The organism is Agromyces protaetiae (genome assembly GCF_030866785.1).
Taxonomy (GTDB): Bacteria; Actinomycetota; Actinomycetes; order Actinomycetales; family Microbacteriaceae; genus Agromyces; species Agromyces silvae.
In genome coordinates, this window is the sequence record NZ_CP133018.1 from 1,790,091 (window position 1) to 1,811,384 (window position 21,294).

The following is a 21,294-nucleotide window of genomic DNA, read 5'->3' on the forward strand; positions in this document are numbered from 1 at the left end:
ATCAGCGGGCACGGCGCATCGCCGGTGGCAGGATGGGGCCATGGAGGCCACTGCGGGCGAGCAGTCGTGGACCGTCGACGAGATCGGCGTGACCATCGTCCGCGTGCACGACGAACGACATGCCAAGGGCGCGGAGCAGGTGCTCCGGCGGCTCATCGCCCGGCTGTCGGGCGTGCCGGCCGACGACGTCGAGCTCGACCGGCGGTGCGGGCAGTGCGGCGCGCGGCACGGAGCGCCGACGGTGGAGTATCCGACGCCGCCGTCGGGCGGGCGCTGGCATGCCGACGTCGCGTCGGCCGACGGCATCGTGGTCGCGGCGACCGGCACGAGGCATCCGCTCGGCGTCGCGGTCGAAGCGGCAGGCCCCCTGGGACGCACCATCGACGAGGCCGCGTTCCATGCGTCGGAGCTCGCGCGGCTCGACACCGTGGTGGAGGCCGAGCGCGCCGCGCTGCGCACCACGATGTGGGCGAGGAAGGCCGCGCTCGCGCGGGCGCTCGGCCATCGCTCCTTCCTCGAGCCCGCGCGGATCGAGCTGACCTCACCGCTCGAGGACGACGGTGCCGCGCGGCTGGTCCGTGCCGTACCGGAGCTCGGCGCGGCGTGGCGGCGCGTGGTGGTGCACGACGTGCCGGGCGCCGACGGGCTCGCCGCAGCCGTCGCCGTGCTCGGCTGAGCCGTACAGTGGGTCGGGTGAAGCGCGTCATCATCCTCGGCTCGACCGGTTCAATCGGCACGCAGGCCCTCGACGTCATCAGGGCGAACCCACGGCGGTTCGAGGTCGTCGGCCTCGCGGTCGGCCGCAACCGCGACCAGCTCGAGGCCCAGGCTGCGGAGTTCGGGGTGGACGACGTCGCGGTCGGCGTGGCCGAGGCTGAACAGCTCGTGCGCGACGTCGACGCCGACGTCGTACTGAACGGCATCACGGGTTCGGTCGGGCTCGGCCCGACGCTCGCCACCCTCGAACGCGGCATCACGCTCGCACTCGCCAACAAGGAGTCGCTCATCGTCGGCGGCGATCTCGTGACCCGGCTCGCGCAGCCGGGGCAGATCGTGCCCGTCGACTCCGAGCATTCCGCGATCGCGCAGGCCCTGCGCGCCGGGACCGACGCCGAGGTGCGCCGTCTCGTGCTCACCGCGTCGGGCGGCCCGTTCCGAGGCCGGCGTCGCGACGAGCTCACGGACGTCACCCCGGCCGAGGCGCTCGCGCATCCCACCTGGGACATGGGCCTCGTCGTCACGACGAACTCGGCGACGCTCGTGAACAAAGGGCTCGAGGTGATCGAGGCGCACCTGCTCTTCGGCGTCGACTACGACCGGATCGAGGTCGTCGTGCACCCGCAGTCGATCGTGCACTCGATGGTCGAGTTCATCGACGGGTCCACGATCGCGCAAGCCTCGCCGCCCGACATGCGACTGCCGATCTCGCTCGGACTCGACTGGCCGAACCGGGTCGGCGGCGTGGGCCGCCCGCTCGATTGGACGCGCGCACAGGAGTGGACGTTCGAGCCCCTCGACGACGCCGCATTCCCCGCGGTCGCGCTGGCGAAGCAGGTCGGCCGGGCGGGCGGCGAGTACCCGGCGGTGTTCAACGCCGCGAACGAGGAGGCGGTCGCGGCCTTCCACGAGGGCCGGGTCGGCTTCACCGGCATCGTCGACACGGTCCGAGCCGTGGTCGAGGCGCACGAGGCCACGCCGGGCGACCTCACGACCGAGACGCTCGCGGCGGCCGAGGCATCCGCCCGCCGCGCCGCCCAGGCGCGGATCGCCGCACCGGCGTAGGCAGCGGCGAAGGCCTCGGGACCGGCGAGCTCCCAGCCCACGGAAAGGCTGCGCCAAGGCATCGGCAGTACAGTCATCTGGTGGAATCCGTGCTCGCCTTCGTGATCGGCGTCGTCGTCATCGCTCTCGGTATCGCGATCTCGATCGCCCTGCACGAGATCGGGCACCTGGTCCCCGCGAAGCTGTTCGGCGTCAAGGTCACGCAGTACATGATCGGCTTCGGCACGACGATCTGGTCGTGGCGCCGGGGCGAGACGGAGTACGGCATCAAGGCGCTGCCGCTCGGCGGCTACATCGCGATGATCGGCATGTTCCCGCCCGCCAAGGGCGAGGGCGTCAAAGAGGACAGCACCGGGTTCTTCCGCGGACTCGTGCAAGACGCGCGCGACTCGAGCGCGGAGTCGGTCGCACCGGGCGACGAGGCCCGGGCGTTCTACCGGCTCCCGGTCTGGAAGCGCATCGTCGTGATGTTCGGCGGGCCGTTCATGAACCTCGTGCTCGGTGTCGTGTTCTTCGCCATCCTCATCATGGGCATCGGCATGCCGCAGGCGACCACGACCGTCGGCGCGGTGTCCGAGTGCGCCCTGCCCGCGACGAGTCAGCGTCAGACCTGCGAGCCGGGCGACCCGGCCGCGCCCGGCGCGGCGGCGGGCGTCGAGCCCGGTGACCGCATCGTGTCGATCGACGGCGCCCCGGTCGAGTCATGGACGCAGTCGACCGCGATCATCCGCGAGCACCCCGGTGACGAGCTCGCGCTCGTCGTCGAACGCGACGGTGCCGAGGTCGACCTGACCGTCACCCCGATGGTCAGCGAGCGCTATGCGCTCGACGCCGACGGCGAGGTGATGACGGATGCCTCGGGCGATCCGCTCACGGTCGACGCGGGATTCGTGGGCATCGAGGCCATGATCGCGCGCGTGCCGCAACCGGTCACGGCCGTGCTGCCCGCGGTGGGCGAGCAGACCGCGGCCGTCGCCGGCATCATCGTCAACCTTCCGCAGCGAATGATCGATGTCGCGAACGCGGCCTTCGGGCCGGGAGAGCGAGACCCGAGCGGTCCGCTGAGCATGGTCGGCGTCGGCCGTGCCGCGGGCGAGGTCGCCGCGACATCCGAGCTGCCGGTCGTGGACAAGGCGGCGTTCATGATCGGCATCCTCGGGGCCGTGAACATCGCGCTGTTCGTCTTCAACCTCATCCCGCTCCTGCCGCTCGACGGCGGCCACATTGCGAGCGCGCTGTTCGAGGCGGTGCGCCGAGGGTTCGCGAAGCTGTTCCGCCGCCCCGACCCCGGCCCGGTCGACCTCGCGAAGTTCATGCCGGTCACGTTCGGCGTGGTCATCCTGCTCGGCGCGATGAGCGCGCTGCTCATCTACGCCGACATCGTGAAGCCGGTGAACCTGTTCTGATGTCGTCCGGCCAGCAGTCGCGGTGGGGCGGACGGCAGGGTCCGCCACCCGGGGTCGTGCTGGTCGCGCCGGTGCTCGTGAGCCTCGCCGTGCAGGTCCCGGCGACGGTCCTCATCTCGGTCTGGCTCGCGATGCCCGCGGTGACGGTCGCGCTTCAGCTCGCGCTCGCCGTGGCTGGGCCGCTCGCGCTGCTCGCCTCGCGTCGTTGGCCTGGCCCGACGGTCGCGGCCGTGACCGTGCTCGCACTCGCCGACCTGCTGCTCTCGCCCGACGTCGGCCCGCCGTATGTCGCGCTCGCGTTCGCGGTCGTGCTGGCCGTGGCCCGCGGAGCGCTGATCTGGACCGGGGTCTCGCTCGGGGTCGGCTGGATCTCCGCCCTCGTGCTCGGCAGCCTCGCGGGTCTGGAGTGGCATCCGTTCCGGATCGCGCTGACGACCGCCGCGCTCGCCATCTGCGTGAGCATCGGCTGGTTCGTGCGGGTCCGCCGCGCCCGCATCGCCGCGTACCGGGTCGAGGCGCTGCAACGCCGACAGAGCGCCGAGCAGCGGGAGCGCGTGCGCATCGCACGCGAGCTGCACGACGTGATCGGCCACGCGCTGTCGCAGATCCACGTGCAGGCGAGCGTCGGCCTGCACCTCATGGACCGGGACCCCGAGCAGGCGCGCACGGCGCTCTCCACCATCAAGGACTCCTCGAAGGAGGCGCTCGACGAGGTACGCAGCGTGCTCGGGGTGATCCGCGAGGGCGAGGCGCCGCTCGCACCGCAGGCCGAGCTCGCGCAGGTGGGGCGGCTTGTAGCTGGCGCCCGCGCTCCGGGACTCGCGCTCGAGCTCGACGACCGCCTCACCGAGCGTCCGTCGCGCGCGGTGCAGTTCGCCGCGTACCGCATCGCCCAGGAAGCGCTGACGAACCTCGTGCGCCACGCGCACGCGACGCACGGCGTCGTGCGCCTCGAACGTGACGCGGACGCGCTCGTGCTCACGGTCGAGGACGACGGTCGCGGGGTCGCCGCCGAGGACGCCGCGGCGGGCACCGGCGTGCTCGGCATGCGCGAACGCGCGGCACTCCTCGGCGGTGAGGTCGGGCTGGGCGAACGACCCGGCGGCGGTACGCGCCTCATCGCCCGGCTGCCATGGGACCACGTATGAGCCGCGCGCCGCGCGTGATCCGGGTCGCGCTCGCCGACGATCAGCACCTCGTGCGCGCAGGGTTCCGGGCGCTGCTCGACGCCGAGCCCGATGTCGAGGTCGTCGCCGAGGCGGGCGCCGGCACCGAGCTGCTCGAGCGCCTCCGTGAGACGCCGGTCGACGTCGTGCTCATGGACATCAGGATGCCCGACGGCGACGGGCTCTGGGCGACCGAGCAGATCGCCGCCGACCCGGCGCTCGCCGGGGTGGGCGTCGTGGTGGTGACCACGTTCGAGCTGGACGAGTACGTCGCGCGCGCGGTGCGCGCGGGCGCGAGCGGCTTCCTCGTGAAGGACACCGAGCCCGAAGACCTCGTACGCGCGGTGCGCGCGGTCGCCGAGGGCGAGGGGTTGCTGTCGCCCGGGGTCACCCGCCGGCTGCTCGACCGACTCGCAGACGGCCTCCGTGAGGCGCCGGACACGGGGGTGCTCGACGCGCTCACCGAGCGTGAGCGCGAGGTGCTGCGACTCGTGGGGCTGGCCCACTCGAACGACGAGATCGCGCGTGAGCTCGTGCTGAGCCCGCTCACGGCCAAGACCCACGTCTCGCGCATCATGACCAAGCTCGGCGCGCGCGACCGGGTGCGCCTCGTGGTGCTCGCGTACGAGACCGGGCTGGTCGCGCCGGGCTGGCACTAGCGCCCGCCCTGCAGACTTGCTCGCGACAGGCCGCGGGCCCGCATCACGACACGGGGTACCGGCTCTTCTGGCTCTGGCTCGCGTCGGAGGTGCACTTCAACTGGATCGACACCCTTTTTTCCGTGAACGGGTCCCAGTTCAGCATGGCGCCCCAGACCGTCCGCATTCCGTAGCCGATCTCGGGATCGCCGTACATGTCGCCGAAGGTGACGCCGGACGGCAGAGTACCGATCCAACGATCCTTGTGGACGTAGGGGTGCGTGTCGGGGCATGTCTTGTCGACCCAGTGCGTCACCGCGGGGCCGAGGACCAGATGCACGAGGGGCACGAGCGTGGTCGTCGGATCTTGCTCGACGGTCGCCCAGTCGGAGGACGCGCCGCCCACTGGCGTAGAGTCCGGCCCGGTCAGAGATGCGGCGCCGGACAGCGTCGAAGCGACCAGCACCGCGGCAAATGTTGATGTCAGCATACTACTACTCTACCAAACCGATGTGGCGGTCGGTCAGCGCTGCTCCCGTGGGAGCAGGCGAGGTGTCTCCTGCGGGAGGATTCGCCGTCGACCGCGGACCGGAAGGCTGTGAGGCGACGGCCGGATCGGCCGCACGGACCGAAGGACACCGAGCATGCTCACCGCACTGACCACCTCCGCCCCGACCGCCCTGGCCGCCATCGCCGCCGCGCATGCCGCGGGAGGCCCGTGGGCCGCCGGTTGGGGTTGGCTGTTCTTCCTGATCCCGCTGTTCTGGATCGCGCTGTTCGCGCTGCTGTTCGCGTTCGTCGGCCGCCGCTGGCGCCGCGCCGCGTGGGCCGCGGACGGATCCTACGGGCCGCCGTGGGCTCGCGGTGCCGGCCCCAGCGCCGAGCAGACGCTCGCCGAGCGGTTCGCGAAGGGCGACATCGACGAGGTCGAGTACCGCGCCCGCCTCGAGGTGCTCCGCGCGAACCGCCCGAACGCGTGACCGATCGGGTCAGTCCATCCCGTGGAAGATGGTCTTCTTGGCCTGGGCGAGATCCGTGGTGCATTTCAGTCCGATCGACACCTGCTTCGGCCAGATGCTCCCGTTGGTCATGAGACCCGAGACGTTCGTCTTCGCACCGCGCCGCTCCACGGTGTACAACGCGCCGAACGTCACGAGCTCTGGCAGGGCGCCGACCCAACCGTCGCGATGCACCCAGTAGCCCTCTGGGCAATCCTGGTTCACCACGACCGTGAACCCGATGCCGAGCGTCTCGCCGACGAGCGGGATCGTCTTCGTGGTCTCGGCGGCCGTCGCCGGAGCCGAGGACGCCGCGGGCGACTCATGTGTGGACGGCGTATCGGCGAGGGACGTGGGTCCGGCGAGGGTGGAGGCGACGATGGTACCGATGAGGAGAGATTGCAACATATCGGTACATTAGCGTCCTGCGTGCGCTTCGTCCACCATTTATGCGAGCGCACGCTCCAGCATGGCCTCCCGTCGCCGCCGGCCCACGGTCTCGAACCCGACGATCACCACGACGGGCGCGAGCGCGGCGACCACGATGCCGACCCCCATACTCGCGCCCGCCGCGACCGCGAGCACGGCGGCCGCGAGCACGACCAACGCGCCAACGAACAGCCCGAGGTCCACGATGTCGAACCGCAGCACCAGCAGCGAGGTCAGGGTGAACAGCGCCGCAAGGAACACCGCGACCGGCGCTACGACGGTCACGAGCGCCGCGGTGTCGCCGAGGTGCGCGACGCCCTCGATCACGAACGCGGCCACGTGCAGTCCGGCGCCGGTCCCGGCGAGCGCGGCGAAGAGCACGATGTGCCCGTACCCCCACACGAAGCCGCGACGGGGATGGCGCGCGAGCACGTCGCCCGACGGCACCGTGAAGTACACCCACCACAACCCGAACGCGAGCGCCGTCCCGCCGAACGCGACGAGACCCGTCTCGAACGTCCAGCCCTGTTCCTCGACGACCGCCGAGATGGCGAGGATCGTACCGAGCACGATCTCGCCGAGGGTGATGATGACGAGGAGGCCGTAGCGTTCGGCGATGTGGTGCGGATGCCACGGGGTGAAGCCGAACCGGTACTCGGCGAACAGCGGCGTCGCGAGCTCGAAGAGCGAGAGCGTCGTCGTGATGACGAGCGTGACGCCGAGCGGAGGGTTGACGAAGATCTGCACGATCCAGCCGAGCTGGGCGACGCCGATGAGGGTGGCATAGGCGAGCGCGGTCCGCCGCAGCGCCGGATCGTGTCGTGCGACGCGCAGCCACAGCGCGACCGTCGACACGCGCATGATCACGTATCCGGCGATCACGATCCCGTTGTCGAGGTGCTCGCCCTCATCGAGCGAGTGGAAGAGCGGCGGCAGTCCGAGCGCGAGGACGAGCACGCCGACCATCTGCACGAGCGTCGCCAACCGGAAGAACACATCGTCGTTGCCGAAGGCGGAGGCGAGCCAGGAGTAATTGATCCAGGCCCAGCAGATCGCGAAGACGGAGAAGGCGAACGCGCCGATCGCGGGACCGATGTGACCGACCTCGAGCAGGTGCGCGGTCTGGGTGCCGGCCTGGCTGAACGCGACCACGAACGTGAGATCGAAGAGGAGCTCGAGCGGGGTCGCGGCTCGGTGCGATTCGCGCGGATCGCGACCGGTCATGCGGCGCAGGCCGTGACCGAGTGCGGTGCCCTCGTTCATGTCATGAACACTGGCACCGAACCGTCCTCAGCGCGAGAGCAGCAGTGCCTCACCCTGGCCGCCGCCGCCGCACAGGGCCACGGCCGCTCGCCCCTCGCCGCGGCGGGCGAGCTCGAGCGCGGCGTGCAGCGCGAGCCGGGCGCCGGAGGCGCCGATCGGGTGGCCGAGCGCGATCGCGCCGCCGTGCACGTTCACGCGGTCGGGCGAGAGGTCGAGGTCCCGCATGGACTGCAACGACACGGCGGCGAACGCCTCATTGATCTCGACGAGATCGAGGTCGGCGGCGGTCAGGCCCTCGCGGGCGAGGGCCGCGGCGATCGCGTTGGACGGCTGGGAGTGCAGCGAGTTGTCGGGTCCGGCGACCTGACCGGATGCCCCGATGCGCGCGAGCCACGGCAGACCCCGTTCCTCGGCCCAGGCGCGGCTCGCGACGACGACCGCCGCGGCGCCGTCGGAGAGCGGTGAGGAGTTGCCCGCCGTGATCGTGCCGTCGGTCGCGAACGCGGGCCGGAGCTTCGCGAGCACCTCGACGGTGGAGTCGGGCCGGACGCCCTGGTCGGCGTCGACGACGACCGGGTCGCCCTTGCGCTGGGGGATCTCGACGGCGACGATCTCGTCGGCGAACAGGTCGGCGGCCTGCGCGTGACCGGCGCGAACGTGCGAGGCGGCCGCGATCTCGTCCTGTTCGGCGCGCTCGATGCCGTAGCGCCCGTTGAACCGTTCGGTCGACGCGCCCATGGAATCGTGGTCGAAGGCGTCGGTGAGGCCGTCGTGTGCGGCATGATCGACGAGCTCGGCCGAGCCGTACGGGTAGCCGCGTCGCGAGCCGGGCATGAGGTGCGGAGCGTTGGTCATCGACTCCTGACCGCCGGCGATCACGACGTCGGCCTCGCCGAGCCGGATCAGCCGTGCGGCGTCCGTGATCGCGACGAGCCCCGAGAGGCACACCTTGTTGACCGTCGTGGCGGGCACCCGCCACGGGATGCCAGCGGCGACCGCCGCCTGCTTGGCCGGGTTCTGGCCGGCGCCCGCCTGCAGCACCTGGCCCATGAGCACGACGTCGACGTCGTCGGGGGAGATGCCGGCGCGTTCGATGGCGCCGCGGATCGCGACCGTGCCGAGCTCGACCGCCGTGCGCGCGGCGAGATTGCCACTGATCCGCGCGAACGGGGTGCGGGCACCGGCGATGATGACGACATCGGTGGTGGGCATGGCGAGACTCCTTCGTCGGGGCGCGGCGCGGCACCCGCGCACACACGATCAGTCTACGGTTCGGTTAAGGCGGATTCACCGACGGCCCGGGATCCGGATGTCTCGGCCGTGACGCGCACACTGTACGACTCGAGACACCGCAGCGCCAGTCCCTGCCGAGGCCCGTTTCCGCGACCCAGGATGGTGCCTCCCCAGTTGAGAGGCGAATCATGGCCGAGACACGGCACGGCGAGGCATCCGCTGGGAAGCGGGACCGGAAGGTGGGCGCACCCGACCCCGACGACGCGCGGAAGCCCGACAGTCCGCCGCAGCTCACCAAGCGGTCCTGGATGTACGTCGCCAAGAAGAGCTTTCGGGAGTTCATCGACGATCAGTGCACGGACTCGGCGGCCGCGCTCACCTATTTCGGTGTACTCGCTCTGTTCCCGGGGCTGCTCGCGTTCGCGTCGCTGCTCGCGCTCGTGGGCCAGGGCGGGCGTGCAATCGATGCGCTGCTCGACCTGCTCGGGCAGGTGGCACCGGCCGAGACCGTGGACACCATCCGCGAGCCGCTCGAGCAGTTCAGCTCGTCGCCCGCGGCCGGCCTCGGGTTCTTCACCGGACTCATCATCGCGATCTGGTCGGCGTCGGGGTACGTCGGTGCCTTCAGCCGCGCGATGAACCGCATCTACGAGATCGAGGAGGGCCGTCCGTTCTACAAGCTCCGGCCGGTGCAGCTCCTGGTGACGGTCATCGCCCTCATCCTGCTCGTGCTCATCGCGGTGCTCCTCGTCATCTCGGGTCCCGTGACGGATGCGATCGGCTCGGCGCTCGGCCTCGGCGAGGCGTTCACGCTCGTCTGGGAAGTGGCGAAGTGGCCGGTGCTCGCGCTCGCCGTCGTAGCGATCATCGCCATCCTGTACCACGCGACGCCCAACGCGAAGCAGCCGAAGTTCCGCTGGATCAGTGTGGGTGCGCTGATCGCGATCGTGGTGCTTATCATCGCGTCGGCCGGATTCGCGCTCTACGTCGCGAACTTCTCGAACTACGACCGCACCTACGGCTCGTTCGCCGGGGTCATCGTGTTCCTGCTGTGGCTCTGGATCGCGAACTGCGCCCTGCTGTTCGGCGCCGAGTTCGAGGCCGAGCTCGAGCGCGGGCGCGAGTTGCAAGCGGGGATCGCGGCTGAGGAGCAGATCCAGCTACCACCCCGTGATACGAAGAAGATCGACAAGGCCGCAGAGCAGGAACGCGAAGACATCGAGCAGGGCCGCCGGATCCGCGAGGAGCACGCCGATAACTCGCAGAAGCGGGGCTCATCATCCGATACGAAGTCGTGATCCGACGCGGGACGAATCGAGGCGCGAAGAGTCGCGTAGGAGTCGGGATCTCGCAGTACGGCGCAGGATTCGAGGTCTCGAACGAGGTCACGCGCGTGATCGCACCGGTACCCGTGACGGAGGGGTGCGCCTGAGCGCCGGCGCACGCCCGAGGCATCCGCCGGTCGCAGCCGCCACCCAGCGGCGCGGAAGTAGACTCGTGACGTGCCTGCAGTGAATCTCGGAATGCCCAAAGTCCCTGAGGTCCTGGCGCCCCGACGCAAGTCGCGCCAGATCAAGGTGGGCAAGGTGCTCGTCGGCGGTGACGCGCCGGTGAGCGTGCAGTCGATGACCACGACGCCCACGACGAACATCAATGCGACGTTGCAGCAGATCGCCGAGCTCACCGCCTCGGGCTGCGACATCGTGCGGGTGGCCGTGCCGAGCCGCGACGATGCCGAAGCGCTGCCGATCATCGCGAAGAAGAGCCAGATCCCGGTCATCGCCGACATCCACTTCCAGCCGAACTACGTGTTCCAGGCGATCGACGCGGGCTGCGCCGCGGTGCGCGTGAACCCGGGCAACATCCGGAAGTTCGACGACAAGGTGGGCGAGATCGCGGCGGCCGCGAAGGCCGCGGGCGTGAGCCTGCGGATCGGCGTCAACGCCGGCTCGCTCGACCCGCGCCTGCTGCAGAAGTACGGCAAGGCGACGCCCGAGGCGCTCGTCGAGTCGGCCGTCTGGGAGGCGAGCCTGTTCGAGGAGCACGACTTCCACGACTTCAAGATCTCGGTCAAGCACAACGACCCGATCGTCATGGTCAAGGCGTACCGGCTGCTCGCCGAGCGCGGCGACTGGCCGCTGCACCTCGGCGTGACCGAGGCGGGGCCCGAGTTCCAGGGCACCATCAAGAGCGCGACCGCGTTCGGGATCCTGCTCGGCGAGGGTATCGGCGACACCATCCGCGTCTCGCTCTCGGCGCCGCCCGCGCAGGAGGTGAAGGTCGGCCTGCAGATCCTGCAGTCGCTGAACCTGCGGGAGCGCAAGCTCGAGATCGTGTCGTGCCCGTCGTGCGGTCGCGCGCAGGTCGACGTCTACAAGCTCGCGAACGATGTGACCGACGGCCTCGAAGGCATGACCGTACCGCTGCGTGTCGCCGTCATGGGCTGTGTCGTGAACGGCCCCGGCGAGGCGCGCGAAGCGGACCTCGGCGTCGCGTCCGGCAACGGCAAGGGCCAGATCTTCGTCAAGGGCGAGGTCATCAAGACGGTGCCCGAGGCCGAGATCGTCGAGACTCTCATCGCTGAGGCGAACCGCATCGCCGATGAGATGGGTGCCGACGCGCCGGTCGGGAGCCCGCAGGTGCTCACCCCCTGATCAGACGATCTGATCAGCACGATCCGATCAGCACGTCGAAGGAGACGTCATGAGCGACGAGAAGTATGAGTACCCCGACGAGGCGGGCTACCCGGATGGCAGGGGCACACTCGACGAAGGCACCGCCCGCGAGGGCATCGCGCGTCAAGGGACGCCCGGCGGCGACGACGCCGAGGCCGATGCAGCCGAGGCTGAGCTGGGCGAGTTCGCGATGCAGGACGAAGAGGACGTCGAAGGCGTCTGAGTCGCTCGTCAGCATCGAGGCATCCGTTCGACCCCTCGGGTGGAGCACTCATACAATCATCTGGTGCCCACACGCCTGACGAACTTCTTCCTCCGCACGCTCCGTGAAGACCCCGCCGACGCCGAGGTGGTGAGCCACAAGCTGCTCGTGCGCGCCGGCTACATCCGGCGCCAGGCGCCGGGCATCTTCGCGTGGCTGCCGCTCGGTCTCCGGGTGAAGGGCAAGATCGAGCGCATCATCCGTGAGGAGATGGAGGCCGCGGGCGCCCACGAGGTGCACTTCCCGGCGCTGTTGCCGCGCGAGCCGTACGAGGTGACGAACCGCTGGACCGAGTACGGCGACGCGCTCTTCCGGCTGCAGGACCGTCGCGAGACCGACTACCTGCTCGCCCCCACACACGAAGAGGTGTTCACGCTCCTGGTGAAGGATCTGTACTCCTCGTACAAGGACCTGCCGCTCACGATCTACCAGATCCAGGACAAGTACCGCGACGAGGCGCGCCCGCGTGCGGGGCTGCTCCGCGGGCGTGAGTTCACGATGAAGGACGCGTACTCGTTCGACGTCTCGGACGAGGGGCTGGATGCCTCGTACCAGGCGCAGCGCGACGCGTACGAGCGGATCTTCTCGCGGCTCGGCCTCGAGTACGTCATCGTGCAGGCCGACGCCGGCGCCATGGGCGGCTCCAAGTCGGAGGAGTTCCTGCACCCCACGCCTGTCGGCGAGGACACCTTCGTGCGATCGGCGGGTGGCTATGCGGCGAACGTGGAGGCGTTCACGACGGTCGCGCCCGATCCGATCCCGTTCGACGGGCTGCCCGCAGCGGTGGTGCTCGATTCGCCGAACACGCCGACCATCGCGACCCTCGTCGATCTCGCGAACGCCGAGTACCCGCGTCCTGACGGCCGCGACTGGACCGCGGCCGACACGCTCAAGAACGTCGTGCTCGCGCTCACCCACGTCGACGGCGCGCGCGAGATCGTCGTCGTCGGACTGCCCGGTGACCGCGACGTGGACATGAAGCGGGTCGAGGTCGCCTTCTCGCCGGCCGAGGTGGAGGCGGCGACCGAGGCCGACTTCGCCCGCAACCCCGGCCTCGTGAAGGGCTACATCGGGCCGTGGTCGCCCGACGGCGCAGTGCTCGGTGCCGAGTCGTCGACCGGCATCCGCTACCTCGTCGACCCGCGCGTGGTCGACGGCACCGAGTGGATCACGGGCGCCAACCTCGACGAGAAGCACGTGTTCGGGCTCGTCGCGGGTCGAGATTTCGTCGCCGACGGCACCATCGAGGCGGCCGACGTGCGCGCGGGGGACCCCGCGCCCGACGGCTCGGGCCCGGTCGAGCTCGCCCGCGGCATGGAGATCGGGCACGTCTTCCAGCTCGGCCGCAAGTACGCCGAGGCGCTGGGTTTGAAGGTGCTCGACGAGAACGGCAAGCTCGCGACCGTCACGATGGGCTCGTACGGCATCGGTGTCACGCGCATCCTCGCGATCATCGCGGAGTTGCACAATGACGACAAGGGCCTCATCTGGCCCCCGTCGGTCGCGCCGTTCGACGTGCACGTGCTCGCGACGGGCAAGGACCCGGCCGTGTTCGACGCCGCCGACCGGATCGTCGGCGAGCTGGAGACGGCCGGGTTCGACGTGCTCTACGACGACCGCCCGAAGCTGTCGCCCGGGGTGAAGTTCGCCGACGCCGAGCTCATCGGTGTGCCGAAGATCGTGATCGCGGGCCGCGGGGTCGCCGAAGGCGTCGTCGAGGTCTGGGATCGCGCGACCGGCGAACGCACGCAGGTGGCGATCGGCGAGGTGCGGTCCGCGCTCGGTGCGTGATCGGCTACCGTAGACATCTGCCGCACGATCGACTGCGGCACGAGAGCTGAATAGAGGAGGCCGGGGATGGATATCGACCTCAGCGTGCTGCGGATGATGGAGCGCGAGAAGGAGATCCCCTTCGACGAGTTGGTGCAGATCATCGAGCAGGCGATCCTCATGGCCTACCTCAAGCACACCAACCCCGGCCAGCACGGGCACGCCAACCCCGACGGCGCGCGCGCCCACCTCGACCGCAAGACCGGCCATGTGTCCGTGTACGTGCCGGAGCGCGACGAGGACGGCGAGGTCATCGGGGAGGTCGAGGACAGCCCGAGCGACTTCGGCAGGATCGCGGCGTTCGCCGCCAAGCAGGTCATCAATCAGCGCCTCCGGGATCTCGCGGACGACGCGGTGCTCGGCGAGTTCCGCGGCCGTGAGGGCGACATCGTGGCGGGTGTCATCCAGCAGGGGCCGAACCCGCGCATGGTGCACATCGACCTCGGCACCGTCGAGGCGATCCTGCCCCCTGAGGAGCAGATCCCCGGCGAGGAGTACCCGCACGGTCAGCGCATCCGCGTGTACGTCACGAGCGTGGCCAAGGGCCCCAAAGGCCCCTCGATCACCGTCTCCAGGACGCATCCTGCGCTGGTCCGAAAGCTGTTCGCGCTCGAGGTCCCCGAGATCGCCTCCGGGGTGGTCGAGATCGTGTCCCTCGCCCGTGAGGCCGGTCACCGAACCAAGATCGCGGTGCGGGCCAACCAGCCGGGCGTGAATGCCAAGGGCGCGTGCATCGGCGAGCTCGGCCAGCGAGTGCGGGCGGTCACGTCCGAGCTCGGCAGCGAGAAGATCGACATCGTCGACTGGAACGAGGACCTCGCGACCTTCGTCGCCTCTGCGCTCTCACCCGCGAAGGTGACCAGCGCGTTCGTGATCGACGAGTCCATGAAAGCCGTCCGCGCGCTGGTGCCGGACTACCAGCTGTCGCTCGCGATCGGCAAGGAAGGGCAGAACGCCCGTCTCGCCGCGAAGCTCACGGGCGCGAAGATCGACATCCAGCCCGACTCGGTGCTCGACGAGGCGTGATCGGCGAGGCGTGATCGGCGCCGGCGCGGCCGGACGACGGCGTGTGCCGAGGCCGGGCGTCGCGGCGGCGTCCCTGAGCGCTCGTGCCGGAGGTGTAAGATGGAACCCGTCAGAACGTGCATCGGTTGCCGAGCACGCGCCCCACGATCCTCTCTTCTGAGGGTCGTGCTCCGAGAATCCCAGGTCGTCACCGATGTGTCGGCCGTGCTTCCCGGGCGGGGTGCGTGGCTGCATCCGACGCTCGAGTGCTACCGGCTCGCCGAGCGGAGACGTGCCTTCGGGCGCGCACTCCGTACGCATGGCGCGCTGGACATCCATGAAGTAGAGAACAGGCTGAACGGCTAATGGATTACTCATGAGCGGCTCGAAATGAGACCCGTTTAACTACGGTCTGCCCCTGTCCGGGCGCAGACCCGGAACAGGAGAGAAGTGGCTGCCAAACCACGCGTACACGAGATCGCGTCAGAGCTCGGGGTCGACAGCAAGATCGCCCTTGAGAAGCTCAAAGAGATGGGCGAATACGTCAAGGGCCCGTCGTCCTCGATCGAGCCCCCCGTCGCCCGCCGGCTGAAGGCCGCGCTCGAGGCATCCGGGGTGAAGACCCAGGCCGCGCCCGCGGCCGGTGGTGCGAGCAAGCCGGGCGCGTCCCGCCCCGCCGCACCGAAGCCCGGCCCGAAGCCGGGCCCGCAGGCCCCGGTCGCCGAGACCGCGCCCGAAGCGCCGACGCCCGCGCCGATGTCGGTCGCAGAGCGCCAGGCCCAGGCCGAGAAGGCGCGCGCCGAGAAGGCCGAGCAGGCGCAGGCTGAGCAGGCCCAGGCCGGGCAGGCCGAGCAGGCACCGGCCTCGGAGAGCGGTGAGGGTGGCGCCTCGGCGTCCGACGCCGTGAAGCCCGCCGCGCCGAAGCCAGCGGGCGCTGCGTCGCGTCCCGGCCCCAAGCCCGGCGGCGCCCGCCCCGGCAACAACCCGTTCGCGAGCTCGCAGGGCATGGGCCAGCGCCCGGCGCAGCCGCGCCCCGGCAACAACCCGTTCGCCAGCTCGCAGGGCATGGGCCAGCGCCCGTCGCCCGGCAACATCCCGCGCCCCCAGGCGCCGCGTCCCGGCGCCCCGCGTCCGGGTGCGCCACGTCCCGGCGGCGCCGGTCGCCCCGGTGGCGGCGCTCCGCGTCCCGGCGCCCCGCGTCCGGGCGGCTTCCGTCCGGGTGCTCCGGGCGGCGCGGGTCGTCCCGGTGGTCCCGGTGGCGCCGGCGGCGGCTTCCAGCGTCCCGGTGGCGGCTTCGGCGGCCCGCGTCCCGCGGGCGGCGGCGGTCGTGGCCGCGGCCCCGGCGGCGGTACGGCCGGTGCGTTCGGTCGTGGCGGCGGCAAGAGCAAGTCGCGCAAGTCGAAGCGGACGAAGCGGGCAGAGTTCGAGATGCGGGAGGCTCCGTCGCTCGGTGGCGTGAGCGTGCCCCGCGGCGACGGCGACACCGTCATCCGGCTGCGTCGCGGATCCTCGATCTCCGACTTCGCCGACAAGATCGACGCGAACCCCGGCTCGCTCGTCACGGTGCTGTTCCACCTCGGTGAGATGGCGACCGCGACGGAGTCGCTCGACGAGGCCACCTTCCAGGTGCTCGGCGAGGAGCTCGGCTACAAGATCCAGGTCGTCTCGCCCGAAGACGAGGACCGCGAGCTGCTCGAGGGCTTCGACATCGACCTCGACCAGGAGCTCGAGGACGAGGGCGACGACGTGCTCGTGGCGCGTCCGCCGGTCGTGACCGTGATGGGCCACGTCGACCACGGTAAGACGCGCCTGCTCGACGCGATCCGCAATGCCAACGTCGTCGCGGGCGAGGCCGGCGGCATCACCCAGCACATCGGTGCGTACCAGGTGCACACCGAGCACGACGGCGTCGACCGGGCGATCACCTTCATCGACACCCCGGGCCACGAGGCGTTCACCGCCATGCGTGCCCGTGGTGCCCAGGTGACCGACATCGCGATCCTCGTGGTCGCGGCGGACGACGGCATCATGCCGCAGACGATCGAGGCGCTGAACCACGCGCAGTCGGCGAACGTGCCGATCGTGGTCGCGGTGAACAAGATCGACAAGCCCGACGCCAACCCGGCGAAGGTGCGCCAGCAGCTCACCGAGTTCGGGCTCGTGGCCGAGGAATACGGCGGCGACGTCCTGTTCGTCGACGTCTCGGCCCGTGAGAACATCGGCATCCAGGAACTGCTCGACGCGGTGCTGCTCACCGCCGACGCCGGCCTCGACCTCCGCGCGAACCCCGACAAGGACGCACGTGGTGTGGCCATCGAGGCGAAGCTCGACAAGGGCCGCGGTGCCGTGGCGACCGTGCTCATCCAGTCGGGCACGCTGAAGGTCGGCGACGCGATCGTCGCGGGCACGGCCTACGGGCGCGTCCGGGCGATGACCGACGAGAACGGCGACCCGGTGCCGGCGGCGACGCCGTCGCGGCCGGTGCAGGTGCAGGGTCTCTCGAGCGTCCCGCGCGCCGGTGACACCTTCCTCGTCACCGAGGAAGACCGCACCGCGCGTCAGATCGCCGAGAAGCGCGAGGCCGCCGAGCGCAACGCGCAGCTGGCGAAGGCCCGGAAGCGCATCTCGCTCGAGGACTTCACGCGTGCACTCGAAGAGGGCAAGGTCGAGGCGCTCAACCTCATCATCAAGGGTGACGTGTCGGGTGCCGTCGAGGCGCTCGAGGAGTCGCTCATGAAGATCGAGGTCGACGACTCGGTGCAGCTGCGCATCCTGCACCGCGGTGTGGGCGCCGTGACCGAGTCGGACATCGACCTGGCCACGATCGACAATGCGATCGTGATCGGCTTCAATGTGCGACCCGATGTGAAGGCGCGCGAGCGTGCCGCCCGCGAGGGCGTCGACGTGCGCTTCTACAACGTCATCTACAACGCGATCGATGACATCGAGGCGTCGCTCAAGGGCATGCTCAAGCCCGAGTACGAAGAGGTCCAGTCGGGTGTCGCCGAGATCCGCGAGGTGTTCCGCTCCTCGAAGTTCGGCAACATCGCCGGTGTCGTCGTGCGATCGGGAACGATCACGCGCAACGCCAAGGCCCGCGTCATCCGCGACGGTGTCGTGGTCGGCGACGGCCTCGCGATCGAGTCGCTCCGCCGGTTCAAGGACGACGTCACCGAGGTCCGTACGGACTTCGAGGCAGGTATCGGCCTCGGCAAGTACAACGACATCCAGGTCGGCGACGAGATCGAGACCATCGAGATGCGCGAGAAGCCTCGCGCGTAACCGGAGCGGCCGGGGGCGGCGAAGCCGCCCCCGGCCTCGCCCCGGAAGGAGCACAGCACAAGATGGCAGACCCACAGCGGGCCAGGAAGATGGCCGACCGCATCAAAGAGATCGTGGCGCGACGGCTCGACAAGGGGCTGCGCGACCCGCGGCTCGGGTTCGTGACGATCACCGATGTCCGGGTGACCGGCGACCTCCAGCACGCCTCGGTGTTCTACACCGTGTACGGCAGCGAGGAGGAACGTCGCGACTCGGCCCTCGCGTTGAAGGCCGCGACCGGGATGCTCCGCACCGAGGTGGGCCGCAACCTCACGTCGCGGCTGACGCCGTCGCTCGAGTTCATCGCCGACGCGATCCCCGAGAACGCCGAGCACATCGAGGCGCTGCTGCGCGAGGCGCGCACACGCGACGCGGAGAGCGCCGGTCTGGCGCAGTCCGCGCAATACGCCGGCGACCCCGACCCCTACGTCAAGCCGCGCGATCTCGACGAGGACGACGACGAGGACGCGGACGAGCTCGACGACGAGGCATCCGACCTCTCAGACGACGCGGAGGCGGGCGGCGCCCGCTGACCTGCCTCGCTGGTCGAGCATCGCCGGGCGCTCCTCGGGCCTACGAGTGGGGCAGCGCGTAGCCGTCGTCCTCGGCGACCGCGACGGCGAGCCCGTCGGCGACCAGCCCCGCGATCGCCCGCTCGAGCTGCTCGGCATCGGCCCAGAGCGACGCGAGTTCGGCGCGCGAGACCGGGCCGTGCGCGGCTCGCAGCTCGCGCATGACCAGACCGCGCACCTGGCGGTCGCTGCCCTCGAACCTCGCCGGCCGGCGCGGGGCAGGGCCGGATGCCTCGGGGTAGCCCGCGGCTCGCCAGGCGCACATCCGTGCCACGGGGCACACCTCGCACTTCGGCGCCCGCGCCGTGCACACGGTCGCGCCGAGCTCCATGGCGCCGGCGTTGAACGCGTGCGCCGCATCACGGTCCGCGGGGAGCAGTGCCTCCATGGCGGCCAGATCGCGCGCCGCCGACGGCGCATCGGCCCGCGCCCGGCCCTCGATCGCCCGCGCGATCACGCGCCGGGTGTTGGTGTCGACGACCGGGTGACGGTCGCCGAACGCAAAGGCGGCGATCGCCCGCGCCGTGTACGGGCCGACGCCCTGCAGCGCGAGCAGCGCGTCGAGATCGCGCGGCACCTCGCCGCCGTGCCGTTCGACCAGCTCGGTCGCGGCGCGATGCAGCCAGAGCGCCCGCCGCGGGTAGCCGAGCCGATCCCACGCACGTACGGCCTCAGCGGCCGGTTCGGCCGCGAGCGCGGCGGGCGTCGGCCAGCGTGCCATCCACGCCTCCCACTTCGGCAGCACGCGTGAGACCTGCGTCTGCTGGAGCATGAACTCGCTCACCAGCACCGCCCACGCCGAGCGGTCGGCCGCACGCCAGGGCAGTGGGCGCGCAGCGCCCGCGAACCACCCGACGACGGCGTCGGCGAACCGGGCGGGGGAGGAACGAGGCATCCGTCTCAGCGTACGCATCGAACTCCCGCCTGCGCGCCAGTTCTGCGAGACCGCGCCACCACAGTTGGCGCGGCGGTGCAGAAGTGGCGCGGAGCGGCGGTGCGGCGTGCGCCGACCCGGGTAGCGTGGACGCATGGAGCTGGTGACGACGCCGAGGGTGCGCTTCCTGCGTGCGGTTGCCGATGTGGTGCTCGAGCGGTACGGCCGCGGGCGCATGATCGTGGCCGTCACGGGACCGGCCGGGGCCGAGGCATCCCGATTCGCCGACGACCTGCGCGACGTGCTCGCCGAACGCGACCACACGGTGTTCCGCGCGCACCTCGACGACTTCCACCGCTCGCGCGAAGCGCAGTCCGCGTTCGGCCCGGACACGCCCGAGCGCTATGTGCGCTACGGGTTCGACGAGTCCGCGCTCCTCAGGTCGCTCGTGGAGCCGTTCCGCATGGGCGGGTCCGCCGCGTTCGTCACGCGAGTGCTCGACGCCGCGCGGGACGCCTGGGTCGAGCCCAAGTGGATCACCGGGCCCGAGGACGCCATCCTCGTCATCGACGGCCGCTTCCTGCTGCGCGACCGGCTGGCGCGCCTCTGGGACTACCGGATCGCCATCGACGGCGAGCCCACCGATCCGGCCGACGTGATCGCGTACGCCGAACGCGACCCGAGGACCGTCGCCGATCTCGTGCTCGATCTCTCGGACCCGGGGCATCCGCGCGCCGTGTGACCGTCAGCGCGCGAGCACCGCGAGCACCGCGTGCACCCGCTCATCCGGCAGGAACCCGTCGCGTTCGACCTCGTGCACGAGCGACGCCAGCGCCGCATTGACGGGCGCGGCGACGCCCGCGAGCCGGGACTCGGCGACGACCGCCCCGTTCAGGTGATCGACCTCGGTCGGCTGCCGACGCCGGATGCTCTGCTGCGTCGACCCGAGGTTCGGAACGCGCCCCATGCGTCGCGCCATCAGCCAGGGCAGCACCTGGCCCACGGCGAGCGGCAGCCGAGCGAAGACCCGGAGGCGGAGGTCGCTGAGACCCTGCAGCGCACCGAAGGTGACGCCCCGCGCCACACCGACCCGCACGCACTCGCGCATGGAGGCGGTCACCACGCGCCGGAGGCGCGCGTCGGCGATGACCTCTTGTACGCTGCGGCCGACGATGGCGGGCACGGCGTTCAGCATGTTCACCACGAGCTTCGTCCATTGCGCACCGCGGAATCCCGGGATCGCGATGACAGGTACGGCCTCCGAGAGCATGGCGGCGATGCGCAGGGCCTCGGCGTCGGGAGGGCCGTCGCCGGCCCCCAGATAGCTCGTCGCGCGCGCCGTGACGCGCACCACGCCGGGCTCGGTGTGGTTGGCGGCGATGATCGAGAGGAGACCGAAGCAGCGGGACGCGGGCAGGAGCCGGGCGGCGGTGTCGACGCCCGCGAGGCCGTTCTGCACGACGACGACGGTCGCGCCGTCGGCGAGGTCCCGGTTGGCGGCGATCGCGGCTTCCGCGTCGTGCGCCTTCGTGCACACGAGCACGAGGTCGGCAGGACGCGTGAGCCGGTCGGCCACGGCCACCCTCGCGTGCACGTCGCCGTATCCGCCGCTCAACCGGATGCCGTGCTCGCGGATCGCCTCGAGACCACGACCGCGTGCGGTCACCTCGACGTCGTGGCCCGCGCGGGTCAGCAGCGCCGCGAACATGCCGCCGAGCGCGCCCGAGCCGATGATCCCGATGCGCATCGTCTCAGCGTAGGCCAGCGCGCGACGGCGGCCCGCCGTCCGGGGTATAGCCTGGATCGGTGATCAGCGGCATCCTCCTCGTCGACAAGCCGC

21 protein-coding genes are annotated in these 21,294 nt (G+C 70.9%); 15 read left to right on the forward strand and 6 right to left on the reverse strand.

All coding sequences use genetic code 11. The features are described 5' to 3' along the window. Nucleotides 1-40 precede the first annotated feature (40 nt). From QU602_RS08225 to QU602_RS08245, 5 genes are all read left to right on the forward strand, one after another. Nucleotides 41-676 (forward strand): hypothetical protein, encoded by a 636-nt coding sequence (locus tag QU602_RS08225; protein ID WP_308799780.1) that lies wholly within the window; start codon nt 41-43, stop codon nt 674-676. Between the two features lie 17 nt (nt 677-693). Continuing rightward, the gene (locus tag QU602_RS08230; RefSeq protein ID WP_308799781.1) at nt 694-1,782 is read left to right on the forward strand and encodes a 1-deoxy-D-xylulose-5-phosphate reductoisomerase; all 1,089 of its coding nucleotides are present in this window, start codon (nt 694-696) and stop codon (nt 1,780-1,782) included. A gap of 80 nt (nt 1,783-1,862) precedes the next feature. Continuing rightward, a complete protein-coding gene (locus QU602_RS08235; protein WP_308799782.1) occupies nt 1,863-3,188 on the forward strand; it encodes a M50 family metallopeptidase in 1,326 nt (441 codons plus the stop codon). Further along, entirely contained in the window at nt 3,188-4,336 is a 1,149-nt protein-coding gene (locus QU602_RS08240) for a sensor histidine kinase (RefSeq protein WP_308799783.1), read from the forward strand. Before QU602_RS08235 ends, QU602_RS08240 begins: the two co-directional genes overlap by 1 nt. Nucleotides 4,337-4,350: 14 nt before the next feature. Beyond that, the gene (locus QU602_RS08245) at nt 4,351-5,013 is read left to right on the forward strand and encodes a response regulator transcription factor (protein WP_308800126.1); all 663 of its coding nucleotides are present in this window, start codon (nt 4,351-4,353) and stop codon (nt 5,011-5,013) included. Between the two features lie 43 nt (nt 5,014-5,056). Here the strand turns inward: QU602_RS08245 and QU602_RS08250 are convergent, their stop codons facing one another. After that, nucleotides 5,057-5,482 carry a hypothetical protein gene (locus tag QU602_RS08250; protein WP_308799784.1) on the reverse strand — a complete coding sequence of 142 codons (426 nt, stop codon included), beginning with the start codon at nt 5,480-5,482 and terminating at the stop codon, nt 5,057-5,059. A 154-nt stretch (nt 5,483-5,636) separates the two neighbouring features. Here QU602_RS08250 and QU602_RS08255 point away from each other — a divergent pair, with 154 nt between their 5' ends. Continuing rightward, nucleotides 5,637-5,972, forward strand: coding sequence for an SHOCT domain-containing protein (locus QU602_RS08255; RefSeq protein ID WP_308799786.1), 336 nt, complete (start codon nt 5,637-5,639; stop codon nt 5,970-5,972). 9 nt (nt 5,973-5,981) lie between these two features. On the opposite strand, the gene QU602_RS08260 is transcribed toward QU602_RS08255, so the two are convergent. Genes QU602_RS08260 through QU602_RS08270 form a run of 3 tightly spaced genes read right to left on the reverse strand, consistent with a single transcriptional unit; the run spans nt 5,982 to nt 8,894 of the window. Then, nucleotides 5,982-6,398: a hypothetical protein gene (locus tag QU602_RS08260; protein WP_308799787.1), complete on the reverse strand. Its 417-nt coding sequence runs from the start codon at nt 6,396-6,398 to the stop codon at nt 5,982-5,984. Between the two features lie 39 nt (nt 6,399-6,437). Beyond that, nucleotides 6,438-7,682 (reverse strand): low temperature requirement protein A, encoded by a 1,245-nt coding sequence (locus QU602_RS08265; RefSeq protein ID WP_308799789.1) that lies wholly within the window; start codon nt 7,680-7,682, stop codon nt 6,438-6,440. A gap of 27 nt (nt 7,683-7,709) precedes the next feature. Beyond that, on the reverse strand, nt 7,710-8,894 hold the full coding sequence (locus QU602_RS08270) for an acetyl-CoA C-acetyltransferase (RefSeq protein WP_308799790.1): 1,185 nt from the start codon (nt 8,892-8,894) through the stop codon (nt 7,710-7,712). A gap of 209 nt (nt 8,895-9,103) precedes the next feature. Between QU602_RS08270 and QU602_RS08275 the strand changes: the two genes are divergently transcribed. The 8 genes from QU602_RS08275 to rbfA all read left to right on the forward strand — a co-directional run bounded on the left by QU602_RS08275 (nt 9,104) and on the right by rbfA (nt 18,541). Next, on the forward strand, nt 9,104-10,213 hold the full coding sequence (locus QU602_RS08275) for a YihY/virulence factor BrkB family protein (RefSeq protein WP_308799791.1): 1,110 nt from the start codon (nt 9,104-9,106) through the stop codon (nt 10,211-10,213). A gap of 225 nt (nt 10,214-10,438) precedes the next feature. After that, entirely contained in the window at nt 10,439-11,569 is a 1,131-nt protein-coding gene (gene ispG, locus QU602_RS08280; protein WP_308800127.1) for a flavodoxin-dependent (E)-4-hydroxy-3-methylbut-2-enyl-diphosphate synthase, read from the forward strand. Between the two features lie 49 nt (nt 11,570-11,618). After that, nucleotides 11,619-11,813, forward strand: coding sequence for a hypothetical protein (locus QU602_RS08285; RefSeq protein ID WP_308799792.1), 195 nt, complete (start codon nt 11,619-11,621; stop codon nt 11,811-11,813). Nucleotides 11,814-11,876: 63 nt separating this feature from the next. Continuing rightward, nucleotides 11,877-13,643, forward strand: coding sequence for a proline--tRNA ligase (locus QU602_RS08290; RefSeq protein ID WP_308799793.1), 1,767 nt, complete (start codon nt 11,877-11,879; stop codon nt 13,641-13,643). Between the two features lie 66 nt (nt 13,644-13,709). Then, complete coding sequence (gene nusA, locus QU602_RS08295; RefSeq protein WP_308799794.1) at nt 13,710-14,708, forward strand: transcription termination factor NusA; 999 nt, start codon at nt 13,710-13,712, stop codon at nt 14,706-14,708. 99 nt (nt 14,709-14,807) lie between these two features. After that, complete coding sequence (locus QU602_RS08300; protein WP_308799795.1) at nt 14,808-15,053, forward strand: YlxR family protein; 246 nt, start codon at nt 14,808-14,810, stop codon at nt 15,051-15,053. A gap of 84 nt (nt 15,054-15,137) precedes the next feature. Further along, nucleotides 15,138-17,969, forward strand: a complete 2,832-nt coding sequence (gene infB / locus QU602_RS08305) for a translation initiation factor IF-2 (protein ID WP_308799796.1) — start codon at nt 15,138-15,140, stop codon at nt 17,967-17,969. A gap of 62 nt (nt 17,970-18,031) precedes the next feature. After that, nucleotides 18,032-18,541 carry a 30S ribosome-binding factor RbfA gene (gene rbfA / locus QU602_RS08310; protein ID WP_308799797.1) on the forward strand — a complete coding sequence of 170 codons (510 nt, stop codon included), beginning with the start codon at nt 18,032-18,034 and terminating at the stop codon, nt 18,539-18,541. A 40-nt stretch (nt 18,542-18,581) separates the two neighbouring features. Here the strand turns inward: rbfA and QU602_RS08315 are convergent, their stop codons facing one another. After that, nucleotides 18,582-19,475, reverse strand: coding sequence for an HhH-GPD family protein (locus QU602_RS08315; protein WP_308799798.1), 894 nt, complete (start codon nt 19,473-19,475; stop codon nt 18,582-18,584). 133 nt (nt 19,476-19,608) lie between these two features. Here QU602_RS08315 and QU602_RS08320 point away from each other — a divergent pair, with 133 nt between their 5' ends. Then, nucleotides 19,609-20,196, forward strand: a complete 588-nt coding sequence (locus tag QU602_RS08320; RefSeq protein ID WP_308799799.1) for a nucleoside/nucleotide kinase family protein — start codon at nt 19,609-19,611, stop codon at nt 20,194-20,196. Between the two features lie 3 nt (nt 20,197-20,199). On the opposite strand, the gene QU602_RS08325 is transcribed toward QU602_RS08320, so the two are convergent. Next, nucleotides 20,200-21,201, reverse strand: a complete 1,002-nt coding sequence (locus QU602_RS08325; RefSeq protein WP_308799800.1) for a ketopantoate reductase family protein — start codon at nt 21,199-21,201, stop codon at nt 20,200-20,202. Nucleotides 21,202-21,294: the final 93 nt, after the last annotated feature.